We start from the raw sequence: 19,457 nt of genomic DNA, 5'->3' as shown, positions 1-19,457 counted from the left end.
TGTGTTCACCCCCCTCGCCCACGATACAGAGGACGCCGCCATCCGCAGCCGGCGTATTTTTCAGTTCGGCTTGTTGGTGTTTATCGCCTTCACCGGCACTGCCATCCAGTACGGAATGCAATCCCGCTGGGACGTAGTGATCAGCCTGGGCCTGGGTGCCGCGATGATGTTGCCCGGGCAGTGGTGGAACTACAAAGGCCACTACGAGGCTGCCGCCGGGCTGATTCTGGGCACGGCCACCCTCTCCCTTTTCAGCATCATGTGGTTCAGCGACGGGTTGCGGGACTCGTCGCTCTTGGGATACCCCGTCATCCTGATCGGGGCGGGCCAGTTGCTCAAACCGCGGCGTTTCTGGATGCTGCTGATGTTCATGCTCGGCTGCGTGTTGCTGCTGGGCTTGGGCACGCTGAATAACTGGCGCACCGGGGTCACGCCGGGCACCGAGCTGGACCGGCTCACCGACAGCCTGAGCATTCTGCTGGTGAATGGGTTTTTGATCTGGTTCCTCACCTACGACATGCACAACGCGCTGAGCCGGCTGCGCGCCCAGATTGCCCGTTTTCATGCGTCTGAAAAAAACCTGACTTACCTGGCCCAGCATGACGGCCTGACACGCCTGCCCAACCGCATGCTCGGCAACGAGTTGCTGACCGAGGCCATGCGCGTTGCTGCCACCAACCACACGCTGGTCGCCCTGTTGTTTGTGGACTTGGACAATTTCAAAGACGTGAACGACTCGGTCGGCCACTCCGCCGGCGACAATTTTTTGACCCAGGTGGCCGAGCGCCTGCGCGAATCCGTGCGGCAGACGGACATCGTCTGCCGTCAGGGAGGTGATGAGTTTTTGATCGGCCTGACGGACCTGCACGGGGTGGAGGACATCGTACTGGTCAGCGAGCAAATTCTGCAGCGCATGCACGCGCCCTTTCACCTGCGCGGGTTGGACGTATTGGCCTCGTGCTCCATCGGCATTGCCATCTACCCGGAGCACGGTACTACGTTTGACGAGCTCTTGCGCCATGCCGACCAAGCCATGTACCAGGCCAAAGAGGCCGGGCGCAACACCTTCCGCATCTTCTCCGAGGACATCCGCAGCAGCATGAACGAGAGCCTGCAACTGGTCTCCAGCATGCGGCAAGCGGTGGCCCAGCAGGAGTTTGTGCTGCACTATCAGCCGGTGTTTGATATGCACAGTGGCGAGCTCGTAGGCGCCGAAGCCCTGGTGCGCTGGCAAAACCCCAAACTGGGTATGGTGTCGCCGGGGCTGTTCATTCCTGCAGCAGAAAAGTCGGGGCTGATTGTGGATATCGGCCAATGGGTGCTGACCGAGGCCTGCCGGCAAATGCAGGTGTGGCGTGAGGCTGGCGCGCCGCCCATGACGGTGTCCGTCAACCTCTCCCCCGTGCAATTCAGCCGGGGCAATGTGGAGGCCGTGATCGCCAAAGCGCTTCAAGACACTGGTCTGGACCCGCATGCGCTGGAGCTGGAGGTGACCGAGTCCACCCTGATCCGGGACACCGAGAAGTTCATTTCCACGCTCCAGCGTATTCAGGACATGGGCATACGACTGGCGATTGACGACTTCGGCACCGGCTACTCCAACCTGTCATACCTGCAGCGCTTTTCCGTCAACAAGCTCAAGATCGACCAGTCTTTTGTGCGCCGCTTGCTCCAAGGGGCGCAGGATGTAGCCATGGTCAGCGCCATCATCCACCTGGCGAAGAGCTTGGGGCTGACAGTCACCGCAGAAGGCGTCGAGGACGAGGCCACACGCGACGCCTTGGCCCGCATGGGCTGCGACCAGGCGCAAGGCTACTTGTTTGCCCGCCCCATGCCGGCACGGGATTTTGAGGCTTATTGGCGCTCCCGCCCCAGTATGCGCTCGCAGGCGCTGGCAACCCAGGCGGCTTAGCCCGCCCACTCCCAGTTGCGGCGCGCGCCCAGCACCGCGTTGGGGTACGGCGCCTTGCCCCGGGAGCCGTTGTAGCGGCCCAAGGCCATGAACACATCGCCCCGCTCACGCTCCAGATAATGGCGCAAGATCACGCAACCGAAACGCAGATTGGTTTGCATATGGAACAGCTTGCCGGCATCCCCATCGCCCAGCACCCGCGTCCAGAACGGCATGACCTGCATATAGCCCCGAGCGCCCACACTGCTCACGGCAAATTTGCGGAAGTTGCTCTCCACTTGGATCAGACCGAGCACCAATGACACATCCAGCCCGGCGCGCCTGCTCTCGTACCAGACCGTTTGCAAAAACTCGCGGCGCACATCCCACTCGGGCTTTTTCTTCTTCAAGCGCTCGCTCATGGCACCCAGCCAGCGCAGGTATTTGAGGCGCGACTCCGTATCCTGAAACTCCGGAATCGGCGGGGCCGAGTTGGTAATGGCCGACGACAGCGCGGTACGCACCGAGTCCACCAATGGCTCTTCCACCTGGGCGCCCGCCCATGCTCTTTGCTGCGAAAAACAGAGCAGCCCGCACAGAGCAGTCAAGCGCTGCAGCCCGATTCGCCTTGAAATCAGCGAACCGGCTACCGGCAGACTCATGCCTTGAGACGGTTAAGCAGCAAAGAGGCGATGTCCGCCACGGGCACGCTGATAGCGGCAGCATCCCGGCGGTGCTGGTACTCCACCACACCGTCTTTCAAACCACGATCGCCGATGTTGACGCGGTGCGGCACACCAATCAGCTCCCAGTCCGCAAACATGGCGCCGGGGCGCTCGTTGCGGTCGTCCAGAATCACGTCAACACCCGCAGCCAGCAATTCTTCATAGAGCTTGTCGGCCGCGGCTTTTACGTCCGGGAAACGATCGGGGTTGATCGGGCACAGCACCACGGTAAACGGCGCCAAGGCGTCGGGCCAGATGATGCCTTTGTCGTCATGGTTCTGCTCAATCGCAGCCGCCGGCAGGCGCGTGACACCAATGCCGTAGCAGCCCATTTCCATGAACTGGGGTTTGCCATTCACGTCGAGGAAGGTGGCGTTCATGGCCTTGCTGTACTTGGTGCCGAGGTAGAACACATGGCCCACTTCAATACCGCGCTCGATGGCCAGCACGCCCTTGCCGTCTGGCGAGGCATCGCCCTCCACCACATTGCGGATATCTGCCACCAGTGCAGGCTCGGGCAAATCACGCCCCCAATTCACACCACGGATGTGGAAGTCCTCCTCATTGGCACCGCAAATCCAGTCCGCCATGACAGCCACATCGCGGTCCGCCACGATCTTCACCGGCAGCTTCAAACCTATCGGGCCTAAGTAGCCGGGCTTGGCTCCGAAGTGCGCCTCGATTTCGGGCACGGTGGCAAAGCGGAAGTCCGCCAAACCGGGCAGCTTGCCGACCTTGACTTCGTTCATGTCGTGGTCGCCGCGCAGCAACAACAGCCAGACCTGGGTCTTTTGAACCGCGCCGTGCTCATCCAGCGTATCAGTGGCGAGCACCAGTGACTTCACTGTGGTCGTCAGCGGCACGCTCAGCAGCGCAGCCACATCGGCGCAGGTGCTCTTGCCCGGGGTTGCTACCTTTTCCATAGCAGCTTGCGCAGGCGCTCTGGGCGCCACAGGCGCTAAAGCCTCTGCTTTTTCCATGTTGGCGGCGTAGTCGCTGGTAGGGCAGTAGACGATAGCGTCCTCACCCGTCGCTGCAATTACTTGGAACTCTTCGCTCAAATCGCCGCCAATTGCGCCACTGTCCGCCGCTACTGCGCGGTAGGTCAGGCCAAAGCGGTCGAAGATGCGGCGGTAGGCCTTGGCCATGACCTGGTAGCTGGCTTTTGCCGCATCCTGATCACGGTCGAAGCTGTAGGCATCTTTCATGATGAACTCGCGGCCGCGCATCAGGCCAAAGCGGGGGCGGCGCTCGTCGCGGAACTTGGTCTGAATCTGGTAGAAATTTTTGGGCAGCTGTTTGTAGCTTTTGATTTCTTGACGGGCGATGTCGGTCACTACTTCTTCGCTGGTGGGCTGCACCACGTAATCGCGCTCATGCCGGTCTTTGATGCGGAGCAGCTCAGGGCCCATCTTGTCAAAGCGGCCTGTTTCCTGCCACAGCTCGGCAGGCTGCACCACCGGCATGGTCAGTTCCACCGCGCCTGCGCGGTTCATTTCCTCGCGGACGATGGCCTCCACCTTGCGGATCACCCGCAGGCCCATGGGCATGTAGTTGTAAATGCCGGCACCCAGTTTTTTGATCATGCCCGCACGCATCATGAGCTTGTGGCTCACCACTTCGGCATCGGTGGGTGCTTCTTTGAGGGTGGAAATCAGGAATTGGGAGGCTTTCATGGGTCGCTCAGTGAACTACAGGGAACTCCAGACCTTGATGCACCGCTTTCGCTGTGCATAATGAATGAAGTTTAAAAATTGGGGTTTGATTATGCTTGACCGGGACGGATTTCGGCCCAACGTCGGCATCGTCCTGCTCAACCAGAAAAATCAGGTATTTTGGGGCAAGCGCATACGGACCCATTCGTGGCAATTTCCGCAAGGTGGCATTGACCGGGGGGAGACTCCCGAGCAAGCCATGTTCCGCGAATTGCACGAAGAAGTGGGGCTCCACCCGGAGCATGTAAGCATTGTGGCCCGTACCCGGGACTGGTTGCGCTACGAGGTGCCGGACAGGTATGTCCGCCGAGACGCGCGAGGCCATTACAAAGGACAAAAGCAGATTTGGTTTCTGCTGCAACTGGTGGGGCACGACTGGGATTTGAACCTGCGTGCCACCGACCATCCGGAGTTTGACGCTTGGCGCTGGAATGACTACTGGGTGCCCTTGGACGCCGTCGTGGAGTTCAAACGCGGGGTGTATGAAATGGCGCTGACCGAGTTGGCCCGCTACTTGCCCCGCAACGAATCTCGCAACCGCTTTTTGCGGCATGGCGGAGGTCGCCACCGGGACCCGGACAGCGGCTTTGACCGCCTGCAGCCCAACATCATGGAACTCCCGCCCGGCGCATCCTTTGAGCCGGACCCGGGCACCAACCTGCCGCCTCACCATGAATAAATTGCAACAGACGCTGGGCCTGCTGGCCTTGTCGCTGTGGGCCACACTTGCCACGGCCCAAAACACGCTGGACAACCCGGACTGGGCGGAGGAGAAAGAAGCACCACCTCCCGCCTTTTCCACTAGCAAATTGCTCATGCTGGACATGCCCAACTTCGTGACGGTGAAAGTGGGCATTGACCCCAACACGCTGTACACCGGCGGGGATGGCATCGTGCGCTATGTGGCAGTCATGACCAACAGCACCGGCACCACCAATGCCGTGTACGAAGGCATTCGCTGCCTCACGGGTGAAGTGAAAACCTACGCACGCGCAGGCTCGAGCGGCAGCTGGTCTACAGTATCTACACCCGTGTGGCGGGATGTGATGGACAACATGGGTTCGCAGCATGCCCGCGTGTTTGCCAAGCAAGCCGCTTGCGACGCACGCGTTGCGAGCTCCAAAGCAGACATTCTCAAAGCACTGCAATTTGGCAAGAAATCGCCCAAACTGGGCGGAGATTGAAACGCTAACCCGGTGTGCCACCAGGTCAAAAGGCTTAGCGTGTGAGCACCAAGTTATCCCGGTGCAACATTTCCGGTTCTGCCGCATACCCGAGCAAGCGCTCGAACTCAGCAGAAGGCTTACGGCATAGCAAGCGGGCCTCGGCGCTGGCGTAGTTGGCCAGACCGCGCGCGATTTCCTGCCCTGCTTCATCCCGCACTGCAATCACATCGCCACGGGAAAAATCGCCCTCTACTTGCACCATGCCGATGGGCAACAAGCTCTTGCCCTCGTCACGCACCTTGGCCGCCGCACCGGCATCTACCACCACAGCGCCACGCATCTGCAGATGGTCTGCCATCCACTGTTTGCGGGCCTGGTTCTTTTGGGTTTGCGCCGTCAACAACGTGCCAATGGCATCGCCTTGGGTCAAGCGGATCAGAGCGTCTGGCTCCCGCCCCCAAGCGATGACGGTGGAGGCGCCAGAACCCGCGGCCCGCTTGGCAGCCAAGATTTTGGTGAGCATGCCTCCGCGACCGATGCTGCTGCCCGCGCCGCCAGCCATCAGTTCCAGCTTGGGATCGCCGGCCAAGGCCTCGCTCACGAATGTGGCCGTCGGGTCTTTGCGTGGGTCGGCGGTAAACAGGCCTTTTTGATCGGTGAGAATCACCAAAGCATCAGCTTCTACCAGGTTCGCCACCAAGGCGCCCAAGGTGTCGTTGTCACCAAACTTGATTTCATCGTTGACGACGGTGTCGTTCTCGTTGATCACGGGCACCACGCCCAGTTTCAAGAGGGTTAACAACGTGGAGCGGGCGTTCAGGTACCGTTCGCGGTCCGCCAAGTCGGCGTGCGTTAACAGCACTTGGGCGCTGCCCAGGTCATTGGCACGCAGCTTGGTTTCATACATCTGGGCCAAGCCCATCTGGCCCACCGCCGCAGCCGCTTGCAACTCCTGCACCGCTTTGGGACGTGTCGTCCAGCCCAAACGCTTCATGCCCTCGGCAATCGCGCCGCTGGACACCATGATGACTTCACGCCCATCACGAATCAGATGCGCCAATTGCCGGCACCACTCCCCAATGGCCTGCTCGTCCAAGCCGCGCCCATCATTGGTGACCAAACTGGAGCCCACTTTGACCACCACGCGCCGGGCATCACGCAACACGGTTGAACTGAATTTTTGATTCATTTTGGCTTGTAGCGCCCGTTTTACATGCGCGAGCAGCTATGAAAATAGGAGCAAATTACGCTGCAGGATTCGCATCAGGCTCTGCCGAACCGGGCGCAAAGCGTGGGTCTACTTCCACATGCGGCATCTCAGCAATCTGCTGCGCCTTGATGTGCTTGTAAATCTCCTTGATCAGCGGCTCGCAACCCTCACGGGTCAAGGCCGAGATTTCAAACACCGGGCCTTTGAACTTGTAGCGCTTCACAAAGTCTTTGATCAGTGCCGCGCGCTCATCGGTGGGCACCATATCCAGCTTGTTCAACACCAGCCAGCGCGGCTTTTTGTACAACTCTTCGTCGTACTTTTTGAGCTCATTCACGATGGCTTTGGCCTGCGCCACGGTGTCCACGCCTTCATCAAAAGGCGCCATATCGACCACGTGCAACAACAAGCGGGTGCGCTGCAAGTGCCGCAAAAACTGGTGACCCAGGCCCGCACCTTCGGCGGCACCTTCGATCAAGCCAGGCAAATCCGCCACCACAAAACTCTGCTCCGGGCCTACGCGCACCACACCCAAGTTGGGGTGCAGGGTGGTGAACGGGTAGTCAGCAATCCGAGGGCGTGCGTTGGACACTGCCGAAATAAACGTGGATTTACCGGCATTCGGCATACCCAGTAAGCCCACATCTGCCAGCACTTTCAGCTCCAGCTTGAGGTTGCGCTTTTCGCCGGGCCAGCCCGGTGTTTTCTGGCGTGGCGCACGGTTGATTGCACTTTTGAAACGCAGGTTGCCGAAGCCACCGTCACCGCCTTTGGCGATAGTGATCACCTCACCGGGCTGCAACAATTCGAACAACACTTCGCCGGTTTCTGCATCGGAAATGATGGTGCCCACAGGCATCTTCAAAGTGATGTCATCGCCCGCGGCGCCGAACATATCGGAACCCATTCCGTGCTCGCCGCGCTTGGCGTCATAACGACGCGCAAAGCGGTAGTCCACCAACGTATTCAAGTTGGAGTCGGCCACCGCAAACACGTGGCCGCCACGGCCACCGTCGCCGCCATTGGGGCCACCGAATTCTTTGTACTTCTCATGCCGGAAGGAGACGCAACCCGCGCCACCATCTCCCGCGGAGATATCAATGTAGGCTTCGTCAACAAACTTCATGGTCGTACACCGAGGTTAAAAATGAAAAACCCCGCGCGAAGGGCGCAGGGTTTCTCGGGGGAGCCTATGCAGTTTACGCTGCAGTAATGCTCACTGTGTGCTTGTTCAACGCACCCTTCACTGCAAACGACACTTTGCCGTCCACCAGTGCAAACAGGGTGTGGTCCACGCCCATGCCGACGTTGTCGCCAGCGTGGAACTTGGTGCCGCGTTGACGCACGATGATGGAGCCAGCGCTGATCAATTCACCGCCGAAAGCCTTCACACCGAGCATCTTTGGCTTGGAGTCACGTCCGTTGCGCGTAGAGCCGCCGCCTTTTTTCTGTGCCATGACCTATTCCTTTAAGCCTTGATCGCGCCGATTTGCAGTTCGGTGAACTGCTGACGGTGACCTTGACGTTTTTGGTAGTGCTTACGACGACGCATTTTGAAAATGCGCACTTTGTCGTGCTTGCCGTGGGAAATTACTGTGACCGTAACGGTCGCACCGGACACCAAGGGTGTGCCAACCTTCAGTTCGGCGCCGTTTCCGACTGCCAGAACCTGGTCGATCACGATCTCTTGGCCTACGTCCGCAGCAATCTGTTCTACTTTAATTTTTTCGCCAGCAGCAACGCGATATTGCTTGCCGCCGGTTTTTATGACCGCGTACATGTTGACCTCTTCGACTAGGAAATTCTGCAAATGAATTTTTACAGAGCCTTGGAGTATAGCATTTCGTGGAAAAACGTCAAAGCCTCGAGGCATAGCCACCGCATCGACGCTTACGGCTCTCTATAATTCAGCAAAACAAACCGGTCTAACGCCTTGCAAGTCTCCACTCCTGCTTCTTCGACGAGTCTCTCTATCGTCGAGCCCGACATGCGCGAAGTTGACAGGGTCATCGCCCAGAGATTGGACTCCGGCGTTCCCCTGGTCGGCAGCGTATCCCAATACATCATTTCCGCTGGCGGCAAGCGCTTGCGTCCCGCCCTATTGCTCTTGTGCTGCGGCGCATTGGGGTTCAAAGGCGAGCAACGCTTCAACATGGCTGCCGTGGTGGAGTTCATCCACACGGCAACCCTGCTGCATGATGACGTGGTAGATGATTCCGACCTGCGCCGCGGGGCACCCACCGCCAACGCACGCTTTGGCAATCCGGCCAGCGTCTTGGTGGGAGACTTTTTGTATTCCCGCGCTTTTCAGATGATGGTGGACGCTCAAAGCATGCGCATCATGCAAGTTTTGGCGGACGCTACCAACATCATCTCGGAGGGTGAGGTGATGCAGCTGATGAACATGCACAACGCGGCGCTCGACGAAGCAGGCTATCTGCAAGTCATTCGCTCCAAAACTGCCAAATTGTTCGAAGCCAGTGCCCGCGTGGGTGCGATTCTGTCCGGTGCAAGCTCCGAGCAAGAAGAGGCATGCGCCGAGTTCGGTCAAGCCATGGGCACCGCGTTCCAGGTAATCGACGACGTGCTGGACTACGCCGGAGACGCGGCGGTCATGGGCAAAAATTTAGGTGATGATTTGCGCGAAGGCAAAACCACCCTCCCGCTGATTGCCGCCATGCAACGCGGCACCGAAGACGAGCGAGCAACGATCCAAACCGCCATTGAAACTGGCGACCTGAGCATGTTGGACGCCGTGGTCTCTATCGTGCGCAAGACAGGGGCGCTGGATGTTGCCAAAGCCTCCGCACGCGCAGAAGCCGCACGCGCCGTTAAGGCCGCCAAACGCCTGCCCGAGAATGATCACTCCGCTTGCCTGATCCAGCTAGCAACGCAGCTTTTGGAGCGGAATCACTGAATAGACAGCGCGCAAGTTCGCGCGCACCAAGCGGTCGCTCCATGTAAAAAGGGCTTGCCGTCTGGCAAGCCCTTTTTACATGGAGCGACGCTTACTTAAGCAGCCTGCTTGCGGCGACGGGCGATAGCACCCATCACACCCAGACCGGCCAACAGCATGGCATAGGTTTCTGGTTCGGGCACTGCAGACACAGCAAAAATAGTTCCGGTGTATCCAGATGTGAACTTTTTGGGCGCAGTCAACTTAACACCATCGACGATCAGCTGGAATGGGCCGCTCCCAGAATACTCGATAGAGGCAAAGCTGAAGCCTCCGTTTGGGGTAACAGTCCAAGCTTGACCATTCAAGGTTACAGAAGTGAACGATACATAACTACCGCTCAACGTACCAGAGAAGTCATAAGTGCCCGCACCCAATCCCTTGAGGTTGTATACGTCGTGGAATGTTGGGCTCGCGACTTGGACATCGATCTTAGCCTCGCCATCCGCAAAGGTCAGCACGCCAGCAAAACCCGCAGTGCTCGCGGCGGCAATCAGGACTGCCATCAACAAGTTTTTTATCTTCATAAATCCCCCAAATATTGATACAAGAAAAAACATCTTGTTACATCAACTAAAGACAACACGATTTTCTCGCTCATCCAAGTCAAAAGACATAGTCTCAACGGACTAGGCATAAGGCAAAAATGTGTAAAAAATCACACTTGGCGTCCGTACACATCCTCAAAGCGGACGATATCGTCCTCGCCCAGGTAGCTGCCAGACTGCACTTCGATCATCTCCAGCGCCAACTTGCCAGGGTTTTCCAGACGGTGTGTCGTACCCAGCGGAATGTAAGTCGACTCGTTTTCTGACAGCAGTACGGCTTTGTCACCCACCGTAACCTTGGCGGTACCGCTCACCACAATCCAATGCTCCGCGCGATGGTGGTGCATCTGCAACGACAGCGCAGCGCCCGGCTTCACCACGATACGCTTTACCTGGAAGCGATCACCATGGTCGATGCTGTCGTACCAGCCCCAAGGGCGGAATACTTTACGGTGCGCCTGGCCTTCACTGCGTCCCGCTTGCTTCAAGCGATCCACAATTTTCTTGACGTCCTGCGTCTTGTTTTTGTGAGCCACCAGAATCGCGTCCGCAGTTTCCACCACGATCAAATCATCCACGCCCACACACGCAATCAGGCGACCTTCAGACAAGGCCAAGGTATTGCGACTGTCTTGCATGAGCACATCGCCCTGCGCCACATTGCCGTCGGCATCTTTGGGCAACACATTCCACAAGGCCTCCCAGGCCCCTACGTCGGACCAGCCTGCAGACAATGGAATCACCACGCCCACCGGCAAGCCAACAGATGCAGCGCCAGTTTGACCGGCCAAACGCTCCATGACCGCATAGTCAATCGAGTCACTGGGGCACGCAGTAAAAGCGTCTTTGCCCACGCGCACAAACTCGCCGTCGGTGCTACCCTGGTCCCACGCTGTTTTACATGCACCGGCGATATCGGGGCGGCAAAGCTCCAGGGCCGCCAACCACACCGACGCCTTCATCATGAACAAGCCGCTGTTCCAAGAGTAGGTGCCCTCGCGCAAATACGCTTGGGCGGTTTCGAGGTTCGGCTTTTCCACAAAGCGAGCGATTTGTTTGGCGCCGTCCGCGCCAAATGCCGCCCCGGACTGGATGTAGCCATAACCCGTTTCGGGCGCATCCGGTGTGATGCCAAACGTCACCACAGCACCGCTTTCAGCCAGCGCAGCACCCTGCACCACGGCAGCCTGAAACGCTGGTTTGTCCATAATGACATGGTCTGCAGGCATCACCAGCAAAACCGGGTCCGCTCCGTTTTTCATAGCTGCTCGCGCAGCAATAGTAAGCGCTGGAGCCGTATTTCTTCCTAAAGGCTCCAGCACCACGGTGCCCGGCTTGCCCATCAAGCGCATCTGCTCCGCGATGACAAAGCGGTACTCCTCGTTGCACACTACCAAAGGCGCAGCCAACTCCACGCCCGCAATACCCTCCACACGACGCACCGTGGCTTGCAGCAGCGAGTCATTCCCGATCAAAGGCAATAACTGCTTGGGGTACTTTTCGCGGGACAAGGGCCACAAACGGGTGCCGGAGCCGCCAGACAAAACAACAGGTTGAATCAACATCAAAGTTCTCGAATAGTCAAAAAATCAAGCGCGCGCATCGCCCCAACGCAAGCGGGAGGTATCGTCCCCTGCATACAGGGTTTCACCATGGCGGTTCACGCAATAGAGGCGTGACACAATCATCTCGTGGAAATGCATGTCCGGCGCAATGCGGGTGTACTCAAACAAAATGCCACGCGTAATACGGGCCCCCGAGCGGATCACGCTGCCATGCCCGATCCAAGCGGGGCCGATGATGGTGGCACCCGGCTCCATCTTCACGCTGGAGCCGATGTACACCGGGCCTTCAATCTTCACTTTGTCCCACGGAATCTGCGTGTTTAAGCCCACCCACACACCGGGCTTCACTTCCTTGCCCGGCATCGGCATGTTCTCGACCTCGCCCTTGAGCACACGCTGCAGCACCGTCCAATAGTCGCTCACCCGACCAATGTCGATCCAGTGGAAAGGGCGGTTTTGGACAAAGAAGGGCGACCCATCAGCCACCAACTGCGGAAACAACTCCGAGCCGATGTCGTACACCTTGCCAGCCGGCACCTTGTTGAGCACTTCCGGCTCAAAAATGTAAATACCCGTACTGGCCAAGGTGGACTTAGCATCCTCAGGCTTCGGCTTTTCCTGGAACGAGCGAATGCGTCCGTCATCGTCTGCCACCACCATGCCGTAGTTTTGCACCTCTTCCAGAGGCACCTCCAAAGCCACCACGCTGGCGAGCGCGCCTTTGGCGTTGTGCTCTGCAATCGCGGCAGTAATGTCCAAGTCAATCAGGGCATCGCCACACAACACCAGCGTGGTTTCGTCAAAGAAACCGCTGAAGTCCTGAATCCTGCGCATGCCCCCTGCCGAGCCCATAGGCCGCGGCAAGATGTCGCCATGCTCGCGCACGCCTTCGTAGGAGTAGGCAATCTCCACGCCCCAACGGCTGCCATCCCCGAAATACTGCTCAATCCGGTGATGGTGGTAGGCCACGTTGATGATGATTTCGCGTATGCCATGCCGGGCCAGGTGCTCAATCAGGTATTCCATCACCGGCTTACCCAAAATCGGCACCATGGGCTTGGGCAAATCCTTGGTCAGCGGCCGCACGCGGGTTCCTTGGCCAGCGGCCAGAATCATTCCTTTTGTCATTTATTTTTATCCCGTGTATCCATTCGGATTGCGTGTTTGCCAATTCCAAGTGTCTGCGCACAACTTATTTAAATCAGACATCGCAGACCATCCCAGCAAATTCTTTGCCAAGGCGGGGTTGGCCCACGACTCGGCGATATCACCGCTACGCCTAGGCCCAACCTTAAACGGAACCGGCCGATTACTCACACGCTCGAAAGCGCGCACCAAATCCAACACACTGTGCCCCACGCCCGAGCCCAAGTTGATGGCATTGCAGCCTGCTTCCCGCTCCAAAAACTGCACGGCTTTCACATGTCCCAGCGCCAAATCCACCACGTGGATGTAATCCCGCACCCCTGTTCCATCCGGCGTCGGGTAATCGTTACCCCACACATTCAAAAACTCTCGGCGCCCCACCGCAACTTGCGCCACAAAAGGCATCAGGTTGTTGGGCACGCCCTGCGGATCCTCACCGATTCGGCCAGACGGATGCGCCCCCACCGGGTTGAAATAGCGCAAGATGGCAAAACGCCACTCGGGGTCGCTGCGATGCACATCGCGCAACATGCTCTCAACCGCCAGTTTGGTCTGCCCGTAGGTATTGGTTGCCGACAAGGGGTGCTGCTCGGTGTAGGGCAAAAACTGGGGTACTCCATACACCGTCGCAGACGAGCTAAACACCATCTGCTTCACGCCCGTGGCCTTCATGGCCTCCAGCAAACGCATGGTGCCGACCACGTTGTTGTCGTAGTAGCGCAAGGGCTCGGCCTCGGACTCGCCCACGGCCTTCAACCCTGCAAAGTGAATGACCGCCTTTGCACCGCTGTCAGCCAGCGCTTGTTGCAGCGCCACGCCATCGCGAATATCACCCTCAACCACCCGCAATTGCTTGCCGGCGATGGATTGCACCCGACTTAAGGCTTCTGGTTGGCTATTGGAAAAGTTATCAAACACGGTCACATCCAAGCCCGCATTCAACAGCTCTACACAGGTGTGCGAACCAATGTAGCCCGCACCGCCGGTGACAAAAATCATTGTTTACTCCCGTTTTTTCTGGTGAGAAGTTTAGCGTTTGCCCTTTAGTCCAATCGGACTACAACACCACACATATCCGGTTGCCTCAGGGGCGAATTCACTGTTCCGTCACAACATCGTGTGAGATTCCAGCGCTGCATTAGACAGAAGATTTCTTTTTGAAATGTGAACAAATTCACATTAACTGTGGCGGATAGCACTACACCGATCAAATTCACCCATTTGGGGGATAGGCGGGTCCGAATGGACTACGTACCATCGCGCACTTGCTCAAACATCAGCATTAACCCTTAGACCTCGCGGTGCACACCATGTCCTTTCTGCCCTCGCTCAGTACCGAGGAACTTCATCACTACCACCGCGTGGTTACCCACTCGGTGGATGTGCGCAGCCACTTCGACATGCTGATCTGGTTGCAGGGCGACATGCAAAAGTACCTGCCGCACGACATCCTGATTGCCTCGTGGGGTGACTTTGCCAACGGTGCGGTGCAGCACGACATCCTCTCCGCGATGGCCGGCGTGCGCTCCCACGCCTCCCACACCGAGCCGCTCACACCACTGCTGGTGAGCCTATTTGAGCGCTGGACCAGCTTCGGCAAGCGGCCTTTCAGCCTCAACGCCGGGCAATCCGGCTTTTCGATGGACGATGCTGGCCTGAAAAGTGCTTTGGGCGGGGCCTTGTTAAAAATGCGCTCTGCCACGGTGCATGGCATCACCGACGAACGCGGCAGCCACGATTGCCTCTATGTCGTGTTCAGCACCCAAGAGCTGTTTTCAGAGAAAGAACGCAACGCCATGGCGGTTGTGCTGCCCTACATCGACACAGCCTTGCGCCAAGTGGAGCACCTGCCCCACCAAGCCAACATCGGTGCTGCTCCTGCCACGGCAGATACACCCGCCTTGCCCGCCGAGGCCGACGTGCTAACCGAACGCGAAGCCGAGATCCTGAAATGGGTCGCACTCGGCAAAACCAACCCCGAAATCGGGTCCATCCTGGATATCAGTGCATTCACCGTCAAAAACCATATGCAGCGCGTCTTCCGCAAGCTCGACGTATCCAACCGCGCCCAAGCCGTTGGCAAATTCCGCGCTTGGGTCAGCCATGTCTAAGGCGCACGTCACGGTTTCAGCGGCGGAGTTCAACCGCGGTGTCGAGCAAGCCTCCATGGGCCGGGACAACCTGCTCGGCATGCTCGAGTCCTGCCTCTGCGCGGCTGCACTCGTGGGCTCGCTATGGGTCATTGCATATATTTACGAAGGCGATATTCCCCCCGCCTACCTGCTACTGGCAGTGCTCACCTTTGCGCTCACTTTTCCGGGGGAGCCGCGGTTGCAAGCCTCCAAGGCCGGCAGCCTGCTCGATATCGGCCTGAACTGGGTGTGGATTGCGGGCTTGCTCGGCATCACCGGCTACGCCACCGGCTACGTCAAACAGTTTGACCGCGACGCACTCATCGCCTGGCTCTGGGCGGCCCCCGCCACCGAAATCACCCTCACCCTGGGCCTGCGCCTGGCCGCCCCCACGTTGATGCGCCTCAACGGCGGCAAACAGCGGGCTTTGATTGTGGGTATGAACGAGCAAGGCCTTGCCCTGGCCGACAAACTCAAAAGCTCCCCTTACTCCCGCATGGAATTGGTGGGCTTTGTAGACAGCCGCAACACCGAGCGCTTGGCTTCCGACGCCTCCTACCCCCTGCTCGGCAAGCTGGACCAACTCGCCACCATTGCACAGCAAAGCCGCATCCAGGTGATCTACCTCTCCCTGCCCATGGCCTCGCAGCCGCGCATCCTGCACATCCTGGACGAGCTCAAAGACACCACGGCCTCCATTTACTTTGTGCCCGATATGTTCGTCACCGATCTGATTCAGGGCCACCCCAGCGCCGTCTGCGGCATGCCGGTGATCTCGGTGTGTGAAACCCCTTTCCGTGGTGCCAATGGTGCGGTCAAGCGCTTGAGCGACATTGTGTTTTCGCTTGGCATCCTCACCCTGATTGCCCCTGTGCTGCTCGCCATTGCCGCAGCCGTCAAGTTCACGTCCCCCGGCCCCATCATCTTCAAGCAACGGCGCTACGGGCTGGATGGTGAAGAAATATTGGTCTACAAATTCCGCTCCATGACCGTCACCGAAGACGGCGGTGTGGTCACCCAAGCCAAAAAGAACGACAGCCGCATCACCCCACTGGGTGCCTTTTTGCGCAAAACATCGCTCGATGAGCTGCCCCAGTTCATCAATGTGCTGCAAGGCCGCATGAGCATCGTCGGCCCCCGCCCGCACGCCGTGGCCCACAACGAGCTGTACCGCAAGCTCATCAAAGGCTACATGGTGCGCCACAAAGTCAAACCCGGCATTACCGGCTGGGCCCAAGTCAACGGCTACCGCGGCGAAACCGACACCTTGGACAAAATGCAAGGCCGCATTGACTACGACCTCGACTATCTGCGCAACTGGTCTTTGCGCCTGGACATTCACATCATCTTGCGCACGGTGCGTCTGGTGGCCAAAGACCAACAGGCGTACTGAGCCCAGGCGTACAGGACCCATGCGTATCTCCCACACACTCCCGGCCCTAGTGGCCTTGGTAGCCGCTGGTGCATCACACGCCCAGCAAGACCCGCTCACGCTTACAGCGGGCTACACGGTGCAAACCGATAGCAACCTGTTTCGCCTGCCCTCCAGCGCCAACACGCAAAACCTGATCGGCAAAAGCAGCGCCGCAGAAACTATTGGTGTCACCACCCTCGGCTTGGGCTTTAACACCCAACAAAGCCTGCAAACACTGGCCGTCAACCTCAACGTGGTGGACTACCAGTACCAAAACTTCAACTACTTGAGCTTTGCTGCAACTAACTACGACGCAGCATGGCAATGGGCCATCACGCCCAGCGTGACCGGCACACTGAGCACAGACCGCAAAGAAACACTCAACAGCTTTGCAGACTTTACCGGCTACCGCCAGCGCAACCAGCGCATAGACACCACCACCCGCTTTGACGCCACAGCGCAACTCGATGGCCCCTGGCGTTTGATTGGCGGCGCCAGCACCACCCGCCAGGAAAACCAGCTTGCTCAAGTTACTGGAAGCGACTTCACCACCAACTCCGTGGACGCTGGAGTGCGCTACGTATTCGGCTCCGGTAGCAACATCAGCTACCAAATGCGGGCCGGCAAAGGCAGTTACCTCAACCGCGTGGTGCCTAACACCGGCTCTCAAGACAGCCAGTACACCCAAATCGACAACGACCTGCGCCTGCGCTGGGACTTGGGCGGCGGCAACTCGGCCAACGCCAACATCACCCACATCAACCGCACCCACCCCACCTATGGGCAGCGAGACTACAGCGGGTTTAACTTCGGCACGGGCGTCAACTGGGCCATTAGCGGCAAATCCAGCCTCAGCTTAGGCTTCACCCACGCGCTAGACGCGTATGCCACTACTAACACCAACTACTCCAGCACCGATCGCATCAGCATCGGCCCGGTGTGGCAAATCAGCCCCAAGGTAGGCCTGCGCCTCAAACACGAATGGGCCCAACGCGACTACGCGGGCAGCCCCACCGCTGGCCAAAGCAGTACCCGCCGCGACATAACCCGCGACACCAGCGTGTCTGTGAACTGGCAACCCCACCAAAAACTGGCCTTGAGCGCATCGCTGCAATCAGCTTCGCGTGGCGTCAACCAAGCCGGGTTGGACTACGACAGCACCATGCTTTTCTTATCCGCACAACTGACTTACTGAGCAAGCCCATGATCATGAAACACACACGCCTCTCTACCACCCTGCTGGCCGTTGCCCTGGCCGCTGCGCTGGTTGCCTGCGGAGACAAAGAAGGCAAAAAAGTCGCCACCCAAGTAGCCGCCAAAGTGGGTAGCGAAGAAATCTCTGTCCACCAAATCAACCAGGTGCTCAGCCGTGCCAACACCGGTGGTGCGAGTCCTGAAGCCTTGAAGGCCATGAGCAAAGAAGTGCTCGAAAAGCTCATCGACCAGCAACTCGCTGTCGACCAAGCCACCGAAAACAAGCTGCACCGCTCCCCCGATGTGGTGGCACAAATTGAAGCCGCCCGGCGCGACATTCTGGCCCGTGCCTACATTCAGCAAATCACCGCGAGCACCGCCAAGCCCACCGCCGAAGAAACCAAAAAATACTTCACTGAGCACCCTCAGTTGTTCAGCGAGCGCCGCATTTTCAATGTGCAAGAAATCGTGGCCCCCGCCACCCCGGGCGTTGCAGACCAGCTCAAAGCCCTGGTAGCCACAGGCAAAAGCCTGGAAGACATTGCTGCTGCGCTCAAGGCTAAAAATATTCCGTTCAACGGCGGCAGCGCCACCCGCGCCGCAGAGCAAATCCCGCTGGAGGCTCTGCCCAAAATCCACGCACTCAAAGATGGTCAATCCACTGTCATCGACAACCCCCAAGGCAACACCGTGGTGCGCGTGGTGTCTTCGCAGCAAGCGCCCGTGGCCGAAGCCGCAGCGTTGCCACGCATTGAGCAGTTTTTGATCAATCAGCGCGCGGGCGAAGCCGTGGCAGCCAACATCAAGCAACTGCGCAGCACCACCAAAATCACCTACATGGGAGAGTTTGAAGGCAACGCCGCCGCAGCTCTTACGGCTCCCGCCCCCACGCCTACCCCAGCAGAGCCCACATCTGCCGCAAGCGAAGACAAAACCAAGTCCGTTATCGAAAAAGGCGTCTCCGGCCTGAAGTAAGCCAGCACCACAACCATGAAAAAACTCACACAACTATTCGCTATCGGCTTACTCGGTCTCAGTAGCCTGATAGCCCAGGCGCAAGACGGCAAAGCCGACTACCCGCTGGGCGCGGGCGACACCATCAAGGTGCAAGTCTTCCAAAACCCGGACCTCACCATTGAAACCCGCGTGTCTGAAAGCGGCATCATCACCTACCCGCTCATAGGCGCCGTGCCGCTGGGTGGCCTGTCGGTAGCCGCCGCTGAAAAGAAGATTGCCGATGCCCTGCAAGCCGGTGGCTTTATCCAAAAACCGCAGGTCAACATTGCTCTCATTCAAATCCGTGGCAACCAAGTGTCTGTGTTGGGCCAGGTAGCACGCCCCGGCCGCTTTCCGCTGGAAACTGTGAACACCCGCCTGAGCGACATGCTGGCTAACGCCGGCGGTGCGACCAACGCGGGAGACGACGTGGTGATAGTTACCGGCGTGCGCGATGGCAAGGTCTTTCGCAAAGAGATCGACATTCCGTCCATCTTTTTGAACGACAAAGCCCAGGACAACCTGCTGCTGCAGGGTGGCGACACCATTTATGTGCACCGCGCGCCCGTGTTTTTTATCTATGGCGAAGTGCAGCGCCCCGGCTCCTTCCGCATTGAGCGCGACATGACCATCATGCAAGCTCTGGCCCAAGGCGGCGGCCCCAACGCCCGCGGGTCGGAGAAGCGCCTGCGCCTGCACCGCAAACTGCCCAACGGCTCGGTGCAACAAATTGAACCCCAGTTGACTGACACCGTGCAGGCCAACGACGTGCTCTACGTCAAAGAAAGCATTTTCTAAA

Annotated in this window: 18 protein-coding genes and 1 pseudogene; 9 read left to right on the top strand and 10 right to left on the bottom strand. The window is 58.6% G+C overall.

Annotated features, from left to right (window positions below; all coding sequences use genetic code 11):
* Position 1: 1 nt before the first annotated feature.
* The gene (locus FDM28_RS17105; protein ID WP_170211835.1) at positions 2 to 1,912 is read left to right on the top strand and encodes a putative bifunctional diguanylate cyclase/phosphodiesterase; all 1,911 of its coding nucleotides are present in this window, start codon (positions 2 to 4) and stop codon (positions 1,910 to 1,912) included.
* Here FDM28_RS17105 and FDM28_RS17100 read toward each other — a convergent pair.
* Positions 1,909 to 2,553 carry a lytic transglycosylase domain-containing protein gene (locus FDM28_RS17100; RefSeq protein WP_138517348.1) on the bottom strand — a complete coding sequence of 215 codons (645 nt, stop codon included), beginning with the start codon at positions 2,551 to 2,553 and terminating at the stop codon, positions 1,909 to 1,911. The genes FDM28_RS17105 and FDM28_RS17100 overlap by 4 nt on opposite strands.
* The gene (locus FDM28_RS17095; protein WP_138517346.1) at positions 2,550 to 4,292 is read right to left on the bottom strand and encodes a proline--tRNA ligase; all 1,743 of its coding nucleotides are present in this window, start codon (positions 4,290 to 4,292) and stop codon (positions 2,550 to 2,552) included. The genes FDM28_RS17100 and FDM28_RS17095 overlap by 4 nt, the downstream gene beginning before the upstream one ends.
* 91 nt (positions 4,293 to 4,383) lie before the next feature.
* On the opposite strand from FDM28_RS17095, the gene FDM28_RS17090 reads away from it, so the two are divergent.
* Together FDM28_RS17090 and FDM28_RS17085 are read left to right on the top strand one after the other, a co-directional pair.
* Positions 4,384 to 5,010 (top strand): RNA pyrophosphohydrolase, encoded by a 627-nt coding sequence (locus tag FDM28_RS17090; protein WP_138517344.1) that lies wholly within the window; start codon positions 4,384 to 4,386, stop codon positions 5,008 to 5,010.
* Entirely contained in the window at positions 5,003 to 5,515 is a 513-nt protein-coding gene (locus tag FDM28_RS17085) for a CNP1-like family protein (RefSeq protein WP_138517341.1), read from the top strand. The genes FDM28_RS17090 and FDM28_RS17085 overlap by 8 nt, the downstream gene beginning before the upstream one ends.
* Before the next feature lie 34 nt (positions 5,516 to 5,549).
* Here the strand turns inward: FDM28_RS17085 and proB are convergent, their stop codons facing one another.
* From proB to rplU, 4 genes are all read right to left on the bottom strand, one after another.
* Entirely contained in the window at positions 5,550 to 6,686 is a 1,137-nt protein-coding gene (proB, locus tag FDM28_RS17080) for a glutamate 5-kinase (protein ID WP_138517339.1), read from the bottom strand.
* A 55-nt stretch (positions 6,687 to 6,741) separates the two neighbouring features.
* Positions 6,742 to 7,833 (bottom strand): Obg family GTPase CgtA, encoded by a 1,092-nt coding sequence (gene cgtA, locus FDM28_RS17075; RefSeq protein ID WP_138517337.1) that lies wholly within the window; start codon positions 7,831 to 7,833, stop codon positions 6,742 to 6,744.
* A 73-nt stretch (positions 7,834 to 7,906) separates the two neighbouring features.
* Positions 7,907 to 8,164: a 50S ribosomal protein L27 gene (gene rpmA, locus FDM28_RS17070; protein ID WP_087496571.1), complete on the bottom strand. Its 258-nt coding sequence runs from the start codon at positions 8,162 to 8,164 to the stop codon at positions 7,907 to 7,909.
* A gap of 11 nt (positions 8,165 to 8,175) precedes the next feature.
* A complete protein-coding gene (rplU, locus tag FDM28_RS17065) occupies positions 8,176 to 8,487 on the bottom strand; it encodes a 50S ribosomal protein L21 (RefSeq protein ID WP_087496570.1) in 312 nt (103 codons plus the stop codon).
* A gap of 207 nt (positions 8,488 to 8,694) precedes the next feature.
* Between rplU and FDM28_RS17060 the strand changes: the two genes are divergently transcribed.
* Positions 8,695 to 9,624 carry a polyprenyl synthetase family protein gene (locus FDM28_RS17060; protein WP_138517335.1) on the top strand — a complete coding sequence of 310 codons (930 nt, stop codon included), beginning with the start codon at positions 8,695 to 8,697 and terminating at the stop codon, positions 9,622 to 9,624.
* 95 nt (positions 9,625 to 9,719) lie between these two features.
* Here the strand turns inward: FDM28_RS17060 and FDM28_RS17055 are convergent.
* The 4 genes and pseudogenes from FDM28_RS17055 to galE form a co-directional block, all read right to left on the bottom strand.
* Positions 9,720 to 10,157 (bottom strand): annotated as a pseudogene (locus FDM28_RS17055) (FxDxF family PEP-CTERM protein); the annotation flags it as partial.
* A gap of 164 nt (positions 10,158 to 10,321) precedes the next feature.
* Complete coding sequence (locus FDM28_RS17050; RefSeq protein WP_138517331.1) at positions 10,322 to 11,776, bottom strand: mannose-1-phosphate guanylyltransferase/mannose-6-phosphate isomerase; 1,455 nt, start codon at positions 11,774 to 11,776, stop codon at positions 10,322 to 10,324.
* Between the two features lie 24 nt (positions 11,777 to 11,800).
* The gene (locus FDM28_RS17045) at positions 11,801 to 12,904 is read right to left on the bottom strand and encodes a nucleotidyltransferase family protein (RefSeq protein ID WP_138517329.1); all 1,104 of its coding nucleotides are present in this window, start codon (positions 12,902 to 12,904) and stop codon (positions 11,801 to 11,803) included.
* 6 nt (positions 12,905 to 12,910) lie between these two features.
* Entirely contained in the window at positions 12,911 to 13,921 is a 1,011-nt protein-coding gene (galE, locus tag FDM28_RS17040) for a UDP-glucose 4-epimerase GalE (RefSeq protein ID WP_138517327.1), read from the bottom strand.
* A 311-nt stretch (positions 13,922 to 14,232) separates the two neighbouring features.
* On the opposite strand from galE, the gene epsA reads away from it, so the two are divergent.
* Genes epsA through epsE form a run of 5 tightly spaced genes read left to right on the top strand, consistent with a single transcriptional unit; the run spans position 14,233 to position 19,456 of the window.
* Complete coding sequence (gene epsA / locus FDM28_RS17035; RefSeq protein ID WP_138517326.1) at positions 14,233 to 15,033, top strand: XrtB/PEP-CTERM-associated transcriptional regulator EpsA; 801 nt, start codon at positions 14,233 to 14,235, stop codon at positions 15,031 to 15,033.
* Complete coding sequence (locus FDM28_RS17030) at positions 15,026 to 16,447, top strand: undecaprenyl-phosphate glucose phosphotransferase (RefSeq protein WP_138517324.1); 1,422 nt, start codon at positions 15,026 to 15,028, stop codon at positions 16,445 to 16,447. The genes epsA and FDM28_RS17030 overlap by 8 nt, the downstream gene beginning before the upstream one ends.
* 19 nt (positions 16,448 to 16,466) lie before the next feature.
* Positions 16,467 to 17,663 carry an XrtB/PEP-CTERM-associated polysaccharide biosynthesis outer membrane protein EpsL gene (gene epsL, locus FDM28_RS17025; protein ID WP_138517322.1) on the top strand — a complete coding sequence of 399 codons (1,197 nt, stop codon included), beginning with the start codon at positions 16,467 to 16,469 and terminating at the stop codon, positions 17,661 to 17,663.
* Between the two features lie 8 nt (positions 17,664 to 17,671).
* Entirely contained in the window at positions 17,672 to 18,637 is a 966-nt protein-coding gene (locus tag FDM28_RS17020) for an EpsD family peptidyl-prolyl cis-trans isomerase (protein ID WP_206022007.1), read from the top strand.
* A 15-nt stretch (positions 18,638 to 18,652) separates the two neighbouring features.
* Entirely contained in the window at positions 18,653 to 19,456 is an 804-nt protein-coding gene (gene epsE, locus FDM28_RS17015) for a polysaccharide export protein EpsE (protein WP_138517318.1), read from the top strand.
* The last annotated feature ends 1 nt before the right edge of the window (position 19,457 follow it).

This window comes from Rhodoferax bucti (genome assembly GCF_005876985.1).
GTDB classification, from domain to species: Bacteria; Pseudomonadota; Gammaproteobacteria; order Burkholderiales; family Burkholderiaceae_C; genus Allorhodoferax; species Allorhodoferax bucti.
Note: the sequence above shows the minus strand (reverse complement) of the source record. Positions and strands in the feature narration are given on the sequence as shown.

Excerpts from the sequence above, each read along its gene's own strand:
- FDM28_RS17100 (WP_138517348.1), bottom strand. The coding sequence starts at position 2,553 with ATGAGTCTGCCGGTAGCCGGTTCGCTGATTTCAAGGCGAATCGGGCTG.
- FDM28_RS17095 (WP_138517346.1), bottom strand. The coding sequence starts at position 4,292 with ATGAAAGCCTCCCAATTCCTGATTTCCACCCTCAAAGAAGCACCCACC.
- FDM28_RS17090 (WP_138517344.1), top strand. The coding sequence starts at position 4,384 with ATGCTTGACCGGGACGGATTTCGGCCCAACGTCGGCATCGTCCTGCTC.
- FDM28_RS17085 (WP_138517341.1), top strand. The coding sequence starts at position 5,003 with ATGAATAAATTGCAACAGACGCTGGGCCTGCTGGCCTTGTCGCTGTGG.
- proB (WP_138517339.1), bottom strand. The coding sequence starts at position 6,686 with ATGAATCAAAAATTCAGTTCAACCGTGTTGCGTGATGCCCGGCGCGTG.
- cgtA (WP_138517337.1), bottom strand. The coding sequence starts at position 7,833 with ATGAAGTTTGTTGACGAAGCCTACATTGATATCTCCGCGGGAGATGGT.
- rpmA (WP_087496571.1), bottom strand. The coding sequence starts at position 8,164 with ATGGCACAGAAAAAAGGCGGCGGCTCTACGCGCAACGGACGTGACTCC.
- rplU (WP_087496570.1), bottom strand. The coding sequence starts at position 8,487 with ATGTACGCGGTCATAAAAACCGGCGGCAAGCAATATCGCGTTGCTGCT.
- FDM28_RS17060 (WP_138517335.1), top strand. The coding sequence starts at position 8,695 with ATGCGCGAAGTTGACAGGGTCATCGCCCAGAGATTGGACTCCGGCGTT.
- FDM28_RS17050 (WP_138517331.1), bottom strand. The coding sequence starts at position 11,776 with ATGTTGATTCAACCTGTTGTTTTGTCTGGCGGCTCCGGCACCCGTTTG.
- FDM28_RS17045 (WP_138517329.1), bottom strand. The coding sequence starts at position 12,904 with ATGACAAAAGGAATGATTCTGGCCGCTGGCCAAGGAACCCGCGTGCGG.
- galE (WP_138517327.1), bottom strand. The coding sequence starts at position 13,921 with ATGATTTTTGTCACCGGCGGTGCGGGCTACATTGGTTCGCACACCTGT.
- epsA (WP_138517326.1), top strand. The coding sequence starts at position 14,233 with ATGTCCTTTCTGCCCTCGCTCAGTACCGAGGAACTTCATCACTACCAC.
- FDM28_RS17030 (WP_138517324.1), top strand. The coding sequence starts at position 15,026 with ATGTCTAAGGCGCACGTCACGGTTTCAGCGGCGGAGTTCAACCGCGGT.
- epsL (WP_138517322.1), top strand. The coding sequence starts at position 16,467 with ATGCGTATCTCCCACACACTCCCGGCCCTAGTGGCCTTGGTAGCCGCT.
- FDM28_RS17020 (WP_206022007.1), top strand. The coding sequence starts at position 17,672 with ATGATCATGAAACACACACGCCTCTCTACCACCCTGCTGGCCGTTGCC.
- epsE (WP_138517318.1), top strand. The coding sequence starts at position 18,653 with ATGAAAAAACTCACACAACTATTCGCTATCGGCTTACTCGGTCTCAGT.